Raw genomic sequence first — 13547 nt, forward strand, 5'->3', positions numbered from 1 at the left:
TCATGTAAAAATAAATTGAACAAGTCGAGTCGTGCTCACGCCGAAGTCTTCTCCACCTTTGGGAAATAGCAAGCGAGACGCTTGCACTACTTATTTTTATATGATTTCCAACGCACTCATTCTCAGTCAATTTAATACTTTTGGGAAATAAAGACATTTTTAGAGCAGTTCTCCTGCTCTTTTTTGATGTATGCATCCCTCTATTCCCATTCCTAACTGAAAAAATTTTCAAAAATAAAGATGAAACTTACATTTTTTCTACTTCACGAGCCATCTTGAGGAAATAGTCATCAATTTTGACCTTTTTGCGACGGCTAGTGGTAGGAGTATACGAAGAAGAAGTATCTTGCTTATTTTCAATTCGCTGTTTTGCTTCAGTCCGTTTCATGGTTTGCGCCTCATCTGATTCCAAGAAATAATCAGTTCGAGTCAAACCGACGCGGCTAGCAAAAAAAACAAAGAAATTTTTGATCGAGTTTGCAACCGATTTAAACACAACAGAAAAAAATGCAAACACGCGAATCAAAAAGTTGCTAATAGTTTGAATTATTCTCGACACAGCACTGTCCTCAATAAATTACATGACTAATTCCATTATGATATTTTTAACTCGAAATATGGTATGCCAATAGATATATTTATATGATTCCAACTTCCTAAAACTTATATGAATGTACCTTCTGTTGTGCAAATCCACTTAATTTCCAATCCCAAATCAATTCAGGAGATTTACTTTGAAATATCTCAAAGATAAAGTCACATTAGTTACAGGTGCTACGCGGGGTTTAGGGAAGGGAATTGCCATTGGGCTTGGCGAGGCAGGTGCGATTGTATACATTACCGGTCGCAGCCTCGATCGCTCAAATGCTGGTGAAAAAATTTCCGGTAGTCTGCGGGAAACCCAAGCAGCAGTGGAAGCGGTGGGTGGTATTTGTATTCCTCTCCAGGTAGATCATAGCGACGATGAGCAGGTGCGTTTACTATTTGAGCGTATCCAAGATGAGCAGAATGGCAAACTAGACCTATTAGTGAATAATGTTTACTCAGGCGTACAGGCATTAAAAGATGTCAATGGCAAGCCCTTCTGGGATTTTGAACCCAGTCTTTGGGATGCTTGTAATCATGTTGGTTTACGTAGTCACTATGTTGCCAGTATTTTTGCTGCCCGGATGATGACTCAGCATAACTCTGGATTAATTTGCACCATTTCCTCATGGGGTGGTATGTCCTATATCTTTGGTGCAGCTTACGGTGCAGGTAAAGCAGGCTGCGATCGCTTGGCTGCGGATATGGCTGTTGAACTCAAAAAATACAACATCGCTTCTATCTCAGTATGGCCCGGTATTGTGGGTACTGAGCATATTTCCCAGATGGTATCCGAAATAGAACAAACAAATGTTAACAACAATCAAACCTCACTAATGAGCGATCGCTACAACTGGGAAACTCCTTTACTTACTGGCAGAGTGATTGCCAAACTTGCGAGTGAAGCAAATATTATTCACCGTACTGGCAAAGTCCAAATTGTTGCCGAGTTAGCAGGGCAATACGGAATTGTAGATCAAGATGGGAATCTTCCTGTATCCCTACGCTCTCTGCGTTTTTTGCTACCCTCAGCCTTACCTGCACTGAGAAAATATTCATCGCTGATACCCGACCTCAAAATACCCTGGTCATTACTACTAATCAGTACCCTCAAGTCCCCAAAAATCTGATTACTATCAATTTTTATAGCTGTAATCTACGAATAATGGAATTTAGAGAATGTTTATCAAAAAATATCGTTTCTCCAAAATTCGGCAAAACATAAAATAAATCTCCGTGTCTCTCCATCTGTTACTTTCTTTTGAAGAATTGGTATGAGTTACTAATTTTACTTAGCCTACTAGTGATATGTGATTTTTTCTACAATTTTAGATAGTATAACGAAAGCGTCATCTTGAGTATCTATGCTAAGTGTTGCCAATAATACCGAAGTTTTAAAAAATCTCTACAATGCTTTCGACCCATTTCGCCCTCTCCCAGCCGGAGACCCCACCTATGTAGACTGTCAGGATGTCCGGGGAGATGCGGATATTATCGAAGAATTAGGGAATCGCATTCAACTAGCAAACCAGAATACCTATCAACTATATTCGGGACATCGAGGTGCAGGTAAGTCAACAGAGTTACTGAAGTTAAAACAGTATTTAGAAAATCGTCAATTTTATGTTGTATATTTTGCTGCTGACGAGGAAGATATTGATTCCGAAGATGCTCAGTATACAGATATACTTCTGGCTTGTACCCGGCGTTTGCTGCGGGATTTAGGCGATATTGCCAGTCCCCGTCCATTATTAAACTGGTTGCAGGAGCGTTGGCAAGAATTAAGAGATTTAGCACAAACTGAGATGCAGTTTGAGGATATGGGAGTTGAATTGCAAATGTCTCAGTTTGCCAAGTTAACAGCCAATTTACGGGCGGTGCCGCAATTGAGACAACAGATTCGCGAGAAGATTAATCCTCACACTGTGACTTTGATTAAGGTATTAAATGAATTTCTTAGTGATGCCAAAAAGCGACTACCAAATGGTTATACTAAACTGGCGGTGATTGTCGATAATTTAGATCGTATGGTATTAGTTAAAGAAGGCGATCGCACAAATTACGATGAGGTATTTTTAGATCGTAGTGAACAATTAAAGGCTTTAGATTGCCACTTAATTTATACTGTTCCCATTTCCATGGTTTATTCCATTAGAGCCACTGATTTAAGGGATATTTATGGGGATTGTTTAATCTTACCAATGATAATGGTACGAAATCCCACGGGGGAGGTTTATCAACCAGGATTAAAGAAACTTCGAGAAGTTATTCGCAAACGGGTGCGACAACATGCGCCACAATTATCTTTAGAAACACAGATATTTGATAATCCACAAACAATCCATAAACTTTGTTTAATGAGTGGAGGACATGTGAGAAATTTACTGTTATTAACTCAAGATGCTATATCGCGTACTGAAGAATTGCCAATTACTGAAAAAGCAGTTCGACGTGCCATCACTCAAGCTAGAGATACCTATCGTCGAACTGTAGAAAATCATCAATGGGATTTACTGGCAGAAATATTTCTTTCTAAACGCATTATTAATGATGATCAATATCGTTGTTTAATGTACAATCGTTGCCTTTTAGAATATCGTTATTTAGATGAAGAAGAAGAAATGCATCGTTGGTATGATACCCATCCATTAATTCAAGGAATACAGGAATTTAAAGAAGCTCTGGCGAGACTTTCATGAATCCATCTGTGAACGATTGGGATGATGATTTATCTCCAGAACCAGAGGAGGTGTATCAAGATTTAATTCGCGCCCTGACGCGCAAAGAAGGTTTTGGCTTATTTTTTGTCCAATGTTCACAAACTGAAGCGGAACGGGTAATTACGAGAATTAAACAGGAAATTCCTCAAAGGAAAATTCAAGTATTACGTTTAGCTGAAGCTATTAATAATTTGTATCAAAGGGTGGCTGAGTTTACTCAAAATAAGCAAGTTGATATTTTATTAATTACTGGCTTAGAATATTCTTTGTATAAATATGAAAAGCGTAATTTTGGTGAAATTAGCGAAGGACAATTTAGTAATTTAAGCAGTGTACCACCGATTTTAAATCATCTTAACCAACAGAGAGAAAGGTTTAGAGATGATTTTAATATTTGTTTTGTATTTATCTTACGCTCATTTTCTATTAGTTATTTAATTCACCGCGCTCCAGATTTTTTTGATTGGCGTTCAGGTGTTTTTGAATTGCCAATAACTCCAGAAGTATTTGCAGAAGAATCATCACGATTGATTTTAGAGGGAGATTACGAAGAATATTTAAAATTGACTCCTGAACAAAAAATTGAGAAAATTTTAGAATTTCAAGAGTTAGTAGCCGAAGATTATCAACTAGAAATAAATCGTGCCGATTTACTCTTTAAATTAGGTAATTTATTAGTTGCTGCAAATGAATATCAAGCGGCAATTTCCTCCTACGATGAAGCAGTTAAAATTAAGCCAGATTATTATCAAGCTTGGTACAATCGAGGGTTAGCATTACGACATTTAGATAGATTTGAGGAGGCTGTAGTTTCATTTGACAAAGCCTTACAAATTAAACCAGATTTTGACTCTGCTTGGAATAATCGTGGTGCAGTCCTAAGTGATAATTTACAGAAATATGAAGATGCCATATCTTCCTATCAAGAAGCAGTCAAAATTAAACCAGAACTACATGAATATTGGTTTAATCAAGGGATTGCATTATTAAATTGTGGACGTTACCAAGAAGCAATTATTAGTTTTGAACAAGCATTAAAAATTAAACCAGAGGAACACAAAACTTGGTTTGCCCGTGGAAATGCATTATATGCTTTAGAATTACATCAAGAAGCAATAGAAAGTTACCAAAAAGCCATTGAATTAACAAATGCGATCGCCAGTATCAATCATCACGAAGAAAGCAACCATCATAGTATCATCAATGCCTTAATCCAACAATATTATTTCCTTTATAAACTCGATAGTCTCATCTCTAGTTTCGTCGGTTATGAAGATTATAATATCACCCCTTCAGTTGCCAAACTAGATTTATATTGGCGATCGCGTTTATATTTTGATTACCCAGAAGAAAATAGTAATACAAAGGATGCAATCGTAGATTGGCTCTTAGGAATTGATTTGGAAATATTTGAGAAACTCAATTCTCAAGAACTGGAAATTGCTAAACAAGCAATGGAATATCGCTATAAAATTTTACGCCAAAGATATTTTCAATTCAGCCGAGAACAAGCTTACAATCATTTAATTTCTATCCTGGCAGACTTTATTACATCACGGCGAAAAATTCACGCCTTGATTACTTCCAGTCAGGAAAATCAATATGTCATTCTGGATATATTAGAAGCAGTAGTTCAAGAAATATTACAAACTGATACATATATTCAAGAATATATTACTGCGATCGCTCAATATACAACAAACATGGAACTGCGAAATGCCTTACTACTGGCGACAGCAGAAGAATATTGTTTGCGTCCAATCAGTAATCAACCTGTAATAGTTCATGCTTTGATTAATTATTTATGTCGTAATCAAAGAGAAAATCCCACAACTCAACTAAAAATTAGAAGAGAAATTAGAAAAGGAATCAAAACAACCAGGAAAACAGAAAAAAATAGACTAATTACTGACACAAGAGCATTTCCAGCAATTAAACCTCCAGAAATTAATATTAAAGAAATAATTCAGTCAGATATTAGACAAACAGAAACCAATGCAACATTTTTACAAAATATAGCCAAAGAAGAATTTGAAGAATATTTAGCCACAAACGTCGGACAAGATGGAGTGAAATGGTTGCAACTATATCTCCAAGGCAAATCTCAAGAAGAAATCGCCCAACAATTAAATAAACCAATCAAAGAAATATATGGATTGCGAGAAAAAATTAGTTATCACACCTTGCGGTTATTCGCCACACCTGGAAAATTAGGAATTGTTGATACCTGGTTAAAAAATCCTTCCCAGGAAAATAACTTTCAACTCAATCAAAAACAATGGCAAAAATTTTATCAAGAACTCACTCCCCTACAAAGAAAAATTCTTGATCTCCGTCAAAAAAACAAATCCATCGAAGTTATCGGACAACAGCTAAAAATAAAACCAAATCAAGTCATTAATGAATGGACAGTCATCTATCTCACGGCTCAAGTTGTGAAAAATGAGGGGAAATCTCATTAAAATAATCTTATTCCTCAATTACCGTTAGGAGCCGTGTAAAAATAAGTTGAACAATTTAATGTTTGGTAGCGCGGAGAGGAGTTTCCGGGGAGATGCTCTTCACGGAAAACTCCGGAGCATCTTGCTCGCGCGGGCAAGATGCCCGCACTACTTATTTTTACCCATCCTCCAAAACCTAACGCGATCGCAGGTCAATGTTCTAAAATAGACATAGAAGCATTCGAGGACCAGTTCACTGGTTATATACGCCTATCGAGACTATCTTTGGTAATCTCCAAGGTTTAAAGAGCAGCCAGCTAAAACAATTGCAACGGCTGTACCACCAGCGCTTACCGGGCGATCGCGTCACCACGCCCGAATTTTCCCAGCGTCTGGCAGCAATTAGCACTGAAATTAATCTCCCTGTATGTGCCTATATCAATCGTCGCGGACAAGTCATCCGGGTTGGTGTGGGCACTCCACGTCAAACGCAGATTCCGCCCCTAGAATTGCCCCGTTACGGCGCAGAACGACTTAGCGGTATCCGTTGTGTCGCGACACACTTAAAGCCAGAGCCACCAAACGATGCAGCTTTGACAGCAATGGCGATGCAAAGACTTGATGCCCTAGTTGTGCTGAATATTACCGGAACCGGATTTACCAAACGCGGTGGTGGGGCGACTGGATATGTAAAAGAGGCTTATCTAGCGCACCTAACTGCACAAGATACTCGTATTTCAGTCAATATCAATTCCGGCAATAATGGCGCATCTGAAAATGACAAGGATAACTCCCTACCAACCCCAAGTTGGCATATTTCGCCACCAATGAGTTTGGATGTCTTGTCCAACCAAGATTTTATCGACTTGGTAGAAGAACTCGAACAAGAATTTCAACGCGAATTTAGTGGGCAAGATGTTAGCAGCGATCGCGATCGAGTTGTGATTGTTGGGGTAATGACTGACAAAACCACAGCCCACCAATTCCAAGACATTGTCATTGAATTGGGACGCTTGGTTGATACTGCTGGCGGCGAAGTTTTGCAAACAATGTGGCAAAAACGTAGTCGTATCCATCCCCAAACAGTCGTCGGGGAAGGAAAAGTCCAAGAAATTGCCCTCACAGCACAAACTTTAGGGGCGAATCTGGTTGTATTCGATCGCGATTTATCCCCTTCCCAAGTCCGCAATCTCGAAGCCCAAATTGGTGTCCGCGTTGTTGACAGAACCGAAGTCATCTTAGATATCTTCGCCCAACGTGCCCAATCCCGTGCGGGTAAATTACAAGTCGAACTAGCACAGTTGGAATATATGATGCCTCGACTCACCGGACGCGGACAAGCCATGTCACGACTGGGGGGCGGTATCGGTACGCGAGGTCCTGGTGAAACCAAGCTGGAAACCGAAAGACGGGCAATTAGCAAACGTATTTCCCGGTTGCAGCAAGAAGTCAACCAACTGCAAGCACATCGATCGCGTTTGCGCCAGCGACGACAACATGAGCAAATTCCTTCCATCGCTGTGGTTGGATATACCAACGCCGGAAAATCGACACTACTAAACACCTTGACAAATGCCGAAGTGTATGTAGCTGACCAATTGTTTGCGACACTTGACCCGACAACGCGACGTTTGATAGTTCCTGGTGCGACGAATAATATACCCCAGGAAATTCTCATTACCGACACGGTAGGGTTTATCCATGAACTACCAGATGCTTTGATGGATGCTTTCCGCGCCACCTTAGAAGAAGTGACAGAAGCTGACGCTTTATTGCATTTGGTTGATTTATCCCATCCAGCTTGGTTGAGTCATGTTCGGGCAGTACGGGATATTTTGGGAATAATGCCCATTACACCGGGTCCGGCATTGGTGGTATTTAATAAAATCGATCAAGCTAGCAGTGAAACTCTTACATTAGCGCGGGAAGAATTCCCGATGGCTGTGTTTATTTCCGCCAGCGAGCGTTTAGGTTTAGAAACCTTGCGTCAGCGTCTTGGACAGTTGATTCACTACGCGGTTTCATCTCAGTAAATACAGGAAAATAGATAAATTTTCAATAGTAAATTACGCGGTTATATTAACCGCGTAATTTGTTTTTTGTATCAATAAATTCGCCAAAATCATACACACTAGTATAAGAAGGCAGTCCCCATGACGCACCCGTCACCGCCAATCATGAAAATGCATAACAGAATCTATCTATTTAGATTTTCATCTAAGGAGCATTTTCAAGGCAGAAGGCTAAAAATAAGCTTTTGTAGATTTTTACTATTAATGGCTGGGTAATTCAGTGTAAACACTAGATATTACTATTCTGAATTTTTCACTTGAGGACAGGCGATCGCATTTCCTAATTTATCTTATGTCTATAATTCAATTGAATTGATCAGTATTATTTTTAATAGCAAATATAATATTTATACAAAATAAAGTATTGATTTATGAACAATTTATGCTTGATAAAATAATTCCGTAAGATTACATATTAGTTTTACTAAATATCTTAAACATCTTGAACCAGCATAATTACTGAAACAGAGATAATTACGTAAAAAATTATAATTGATACTCACTAAGATAAATTTCTAATAAATATGCAGAGTAACTATAGACTATCTTGTATTGCATGTGGCAAATTATGTTTACGACTCTCTGAAGCGTCAATCTAGTATTCATTGACTGAATGCACTCATTTTTTAAATACTAACGAATACAAATAACAACAAATAACATGAATTTTCACCGTATATCTAGTTTTGTTTTTATCTCTTTAGGCGCAGTTGTAGTGCTTTCTCCGTCCGCTCAAGCCGCAAGTTTTCAGACAAACTTTACTCAATCTATGACAGGTGCAAATGCTTCTAAAGGTGACATTTGGCTAAACTCGATTACCCAGAAAAGTTCGATTACCCAACAAAACGTTACGTTTAACAACTTTTCCTTTGTCAAGACAGTTGATATCTTATCAAACACACCAATCACCGGAGTCAAATCAAACAGTACTAGCACGCCTGGAAACAACAATAACAACACTGGGGCAGCTAGTACAGATAAAGGTGATTTAGCTTCTTCTCCCATCGCTGTTTCTGGTCTGAAAAACCCAACTGGTACTGAAATTGCCACCTTCTTAGGTAACAAAAACTTAAACAATATTATCGATACTGAGGATAATGGTTCGTTTAAAATGAACCTCTTCTTCGACCAATTGATTCAAAAAGACGACACCGGATTAGATAACTTGTTCTTTTGGGAACGGGGTATGAACAGTAACTTGGATATCCAAGCCATAGATAGTAATGGTAAATTAATTGGTAATCTAGTCAAATTAACTAAGGCACAGCAAAATAACGCAGGTTACAAGATTGATACAACGGAAATTGCTGGCGCTCAAAACGTTGGGTCATGGGGAGTCAGCCTCCAACAATTGGGAGTCAACGCTTTTGCCGGTATTCAAATAATAGCCAATGGAACAAGCTATAATGGACCTGATTTCAAAGTAATCGCCAGAAGTTCACCACCTCCACGGAGAAAAGTTCCTGAGCCAGGTACAATAGCAGCTTTGGGCTTGATGACTTTAAGTGCGTTTGGAATTAATAAGAAAAATAAAAACTTGGTTACCCAGAGTTAAACAAGAATAGTTAGTTTTACATCTGTAGGGCGAATGGGACTAAGTTAAGATACTGAGTTTGGTGCGGTTTTTACAAATATTTTGCTCTTGGTGCTGTGAAAACCAAGGAAAAGAACAATAAGAAGAATTCCTCCGAAGATTAAGTCAAAGCATAGAGTTTCATCAGCCTAATTAATATCTGGGCTTAGAAGTAGACTAAAACTTCTGAGCCATTTTTTTTGGCAACTCAATCTAACCCTGCATAAACCAAAACAGTCGGACATATCAACTGGTAGGAGCGAGAAAAACAAAATCGCTTGTAGAAAATGTAGAAAATCAATCACCTACCAGGAAAAAAAATGAATCTTTTACCTTCTAAATCTAGCCATTTTGCCTTAGCAATGAGCTTGGCTGTAGCAAGTTCAATTATTAGCACAGTTGCCAAGGCAGAAGCGAATCCATTTATTCCTAAAACTACTGTAAATCAAGCAAATATTCAGAAAATCGATAATCCGATTGTTCGCAACAAAATTGATATCTTGACTCCAGGAAAAATCAATACCACTGGTGCAGACCCATTTAAAGAAGGATTTGCTGACTTTAAAGAAAAACCAGGATTTGCTGACTTTACAAAACCTATCGATGGTTCAATTATCACAAATCCAGCTATCAGACAACGTCCATCCGCAGTTGGTACATTCAAACAAATTCAAACTCCTTAAGTGTGAATATTTAAAACTTTCGGGAAGCAGGTATTAATAGCGATCGCTTAATATTCCCTGATTAAGCTTTGGTGCGTTAAGAACGACCCTCTAACGCACCCTAAAATACCTACAAATCTACAAAAATTTATTCTGTATTATTCTCCTAACAAAGTAGGTAATTATCATGACACAGGAAACAAAAAAAGTTCAATTTGTGGTCAAAACATCGAAACATTGTAATCTCCGTTGTCGCTACTGCTATGAATATGCAGAACTAGGGAATAAAAATGCGATCGCACTAGCTCAAATTGAAAAAATGTTTACGAATATTGCTAATTATTATCAAAATCTAGAATTTCCTATAGAAATTGAATTTGTTTGGCATGGTGGAGAGCCTTTATTACAAAAACCTGATTTTTACTGGCAAGTTTTTGATTTACAAAAAAAGATATTTAATTATGAAAATATTCGGATTAGAAATGGTGTACAAACTAATTTAACTTTATTAGATTCACAACGATTAAAACTTTTAAAATCAGGATTTGATGGTGTTGGAGTTTCACTTGATTTATTTGGAGGATTACGAGTTTATCAAACAGGTATTGAATCCCAAAATAAGGTTTTAGAAAATATCGACAAACTCACAGATGCAAATATCGATTTTGGGTGTATCAGTGTCCTGACAAAGCAAAATCTAGATTTTATTCCAGAGATATACAGCTTTTATCGCGAGATGAACCTTTCTGCCAGAATATTACCTTTGTTCAAAGGTTCATTTGAAAATCAACATCAAGGATTTGAAATCACTGCGTACGAAGTTTTAGAAGCATATAAAAAACTTGTCGATTTATGGTTAGCAGATGATAAATTTGTTTGGATATCACCAATTTATGAAGCAATTAAACAAGTAATTTATCATTACAGCCCCAACGCACCCACGAGTTTCTACGACAAACGCGAATGGGAGTCAATTTATATTGTCGATGTGGATGGAGAAGTCTACAGCTATGCGGATGCTTATGCAATTACCCATAGCCACGGTAATATCTTCAATCAACCTCTAGCAGCGTTAATTAGTAGCTCTCAACATCAAAAAATTATTAGGGAAGCAGAAGAGAGAATTCAAGAAACTTGCAGTCAATGTAAATTCTTTGGCAGTTGTAGCGGCTATCCTATCGCTGAAGGTAATCGTCAATATAATGAAATTAATCAAGATGGTTCGATTAATTGCATTGTTGATAAAGGAATTAGACAATATATTGAATATCGTTTATTTGAAATGGGAATTATTGATGTAGAGAGAGGAACAATTACGCTCGATAAGTTTAATGTCAACAGCCAAAGTTCACCAAGTTTAGCTTATATTTAATTAAACCTACCCGCCTAATACCAATTCACAATTCGCAAGTCGCAATACTCGCTTCGCGAGAAGCTAAAGCTACGCAATTAAAAAACTTAGATGCAGCAAAGCTTTCAGGATTTACATCTGTATCAGATTTTTCGTGAAATGGTATAACTGGACAATTTCTGCTAGTAGCAGTTTACAATTAAGAACTGTAAAGAAAAATAAGAGTAAACAAAATCATAACCTTATGGCAGCCAAAGTAGAAATTTACACTTGGAGAACTTGTCCATTTTGCATTCGTGCGAAAGCTTTATTGAAAAACAAAGGTGTTAACTTTACCGAATACAGCATTGATGGAGACGAAGACGCACGCGACAAAATGGCAGAAAGAGCAAATGGTAGACGATCGCTTCCACAAATTTTTATCAATGATCTGCATATCGGTGGTTGTGATGATATCCACGCACTTGATGCCCAGGGAAAATTAGATAATTTACTGGCGAACTAGAAATCCTGATTCCTGTCGGCTTGCAGGTTGGCTGTGTTTAATGATGAATTGGTAATCGCTGAACTTGACTTCCTGCGATCGCGGGTATGACAAAATTTTTCCTTCCCCTTTTTCCTTGAGGCTGCAATTGTGAAACTGGCTTTTATTATTGACCCTATTAATAAACTTGATCCCTGCCACGATACCAGTGTAGCCATTATGGAAGCTGCCTGTGTTTTGGGACACGAAGTTTGGATAACTCAAGCGAGTCAGCTAAGTGTAGTCAACAGCCAAGCTTGGGCTTTTCTCCAAAGAGTTGAACTGACACCAATTGAACTGGTAAGCGATCGCTGGGTTGCTGCTAATCCTTGGTATCAGTTAGGTGAAAGTATTAATTGCTGCCTGGAAACTATGGATGCAGTATTTATGCGGACTGACCCTCCCGTTGATACTGCCTATCTGTATGCAACTTATATTCTTGACTACATTGACCAAAACAAAACTTTGGTAGTAAATAATCCTAGTGGCATACGGTCAGCAAATGAAAAAATGTATGCGCTCCAATTTGCTCAGGCAATTCCCGAAACAATTGTGACTGCTGAGAAATCAGTCATTCGCCAATTTGTTGATGCTAAGGGTGCAGCGATTCTCAAACCTCTGGGAAATAAAGCTGGTGAAGGTATTTTATTTTTGCAAGCAGGCGATCGTAATTTCAACTCAATCGTTGAACTTAGTACCCAACAAGGCAAAATACCTGTGATGGTGCAGGTTTATTTGCCGGAGGCGAAAGCAGGAGATAAACGGATTATTTTGCTCAATAGCGAACCCATAGGCGCTTTAAATCGTCTTTCAACTGCTGGCGAATTTCGTAATAACATGGCTGCTGGCGGTACGGTTGCGAAAACGGAAATTACCCCACGTGAACTTGATATCTGCCAGCAACTAGCACCAACTTTGCAAAAAGACGGTTTAATTTTTGTCGGTATTGATGTGATTGGTGGTTATCTCACTGAAGTTAATGTTACTAGTCCCACAGGCATCCGCGAAATTGATCGTTTTGAAGGGACTCGTCTCGGTGAGCAAGTTATTAAATGGGTTGAGGGGAAAAAAGATTAGTGGTTTCCAGCCCGGAGGCTGAGAAGCAGTCAAAAAATTTACAGGTGGACTACTAGTAGTCTGTCAGGGTTGAAATGAGGGACTATAGTGTGAGCTTCTCGCTCACGCGGGCTTTCCGTCCCCGGAGTTTTCCGTGAAGAATATCTCCCCGGAAACTCCTCTCCCCACTACCAAAAACCCCTCAAAACAAAATTGACAGACTACTAGGGGATTGGGTATAAAAATTTGCAAAAATTCTAGGAAGTCCCTACCTGTTTTTGGGGTTTATTAGAAAAATATCTAAAAAAATTTTACATAGCAAATTTAGAGCAGGTAATGATATTGGCTGACACTCCTGCTAACTTGATTTTGATTGAATTCATCACATTAATTCGCGTGGCGACGAATTTTGCCCAACATTGGGGTAATGGTTTTTATAGAGATTGATGGAGAAAATTAACTAATTTAACTATCAATCGGTAACTTCAGGGAACACTAAATTACAAATACATAGTACAAACACTTCAATACAAATACTTCAACTACATGGAGTATTTGAATTTA

General features: G+C 38.2%; 10 protein-coding genes. 9 read left to right on the forward strand and 1 reads right to left on the reverse strand.

Features of this window, described 5'->3' with window-relative positions:
• Nucleotides 1-247: 247 nt before the first annotated feature.
• The gene (locus VB733_RS09625; RefSeq protein WP_323339862.1) at nt 248-388 is read right to left on the reverse strand and encodes a hypothetical protein; all 141 of its coding nucleotides are present in this window, start codon (nt 386-388) and stop codon (nt 248-250) included.
• A gap of 346 nt (nt 389-734) precedes the next feature.
• Here VB733_RS09625 and VB733_RS09630 point away from each other — a divergent pair, with 346 nt between their 5' ends.
• The 9 genes from VB733_RS09630 to gshB all read left to right on the forward strand — a co-directional run bounded on the left by VB733_RS09630 (nt 735) and on the right by gshB (nt 13004).
• Complete coding sequence (locus tag VB733_RS09630) at nt 735-1715, forward strand: SDR family NAD(P)-dependent oxidoreductase (protein WP_323339863.1); 981 nt, start codon at nt 735-737, stop codon at nt 1713-1715.
• Nucleotides 1716-1949: 234 nt separating this feature from the next.
• Nucleotides 1950-3284: an ATP-binding protein gene (locus VB733_RS09635; RefSeq protein WP_323339864.1), complete on the forward strand. Its 1335-nt coding sequence runs from the start codon at nt 1950-1952 to the stop codon at nt 3282-3284.
• Complete coding sequence (locus VB733_RS09640; protein WP_323339865.1) at nt 3281-5767, forward strand: tetratricopeptide repeat protein; 2487 nt, start codon at nt 3281-3283, stop codon at nt 5765-5767. The genes VB733_RS09635 and VB733_RS09640 overlap by 4 nt, the downstream gene beginning before the upstream one ends.
• A 251-nt stretch (nt 5768-6018) precedes the next feature.
• Complete coding sequence (gene hflX / locus VB733_RS09645) at nt 6019-7779, forward strand: GTPase HflX (RefSeq protein WP_323339912.1); 1761 nt, start codon at nt 6019-6021, stop codon at nt 7777-7779.
• Nucleotides 7780-8479: 700 nt separating this feature from the next.
• Entirely contained in the window at nt 8480-9373 is an 894-nt protein-coding gene (locus VB733_RS09650; protein ID WP_323339866.1) for an exosortase-dependent surface protein XDP2, read from the forward strand.
• Between the two features lie 338 nt (nt 9374-9711).
• The gene (locus tag VB733_RS09655; protein ID WP_323339867.1) at nt 9712-10074 is read left to right on the forward strand and encodes a hypothetical protein; all 363 of its coding nucleotides are present in this window, start codon (nt 9712-9714) and stop codon (nt 10072-10074) included.
• A 166-nt stretch (nt 10075-10240) separates the two neighbouring features.
• Nucleotides 10241-11425, forward strand: coding sequence for a radical SAM/SPASM domain-containing protein (locus tag VB733_RS09660; RefSeq protein ID WP_323339868.1), 1185 nt, complete (start codon nt 10241-10243; stop codon nt 11423-11425).
• Between the two features lie 223 nt (nt 11426-11648).
• A complete protein-coding gene (grxC, locus tag VB733_RS09665; RefSeq protein ID WP_323339869.1) occupies nt 11649-11909 on the forward strand; it encodes a glutaredoxin 3 in 261 nt (86 codons plus the stop codon).
• Between the two features lie 129 nt (nt 11910-12038).
• The gene (gshB, locus tag VB733_RS09670) at nt 12039-13004 is read left to right on the forward strand and encodes a glutathione synthase (RefSeq protein WP_323339870.1); all 966 of its coding nucleotides are present in this window, start codon (nt 12039-12041) and stop codon (nt 13002-13004) included.
• Nucleotides 13005-13547: the final 543 nt, after the last annotated feature.

Origin of the sequence: Calothrix sp. UHCC 0171, assembly GCF_034931845.1 — a bacterium.
In the GTDB taxonomy this organism is placed as follows: Bacteria; Cyanobacteriota; Cyanobacteriia; order Cyanobacteriales; family Nostocaceae; genus Brunnivagina.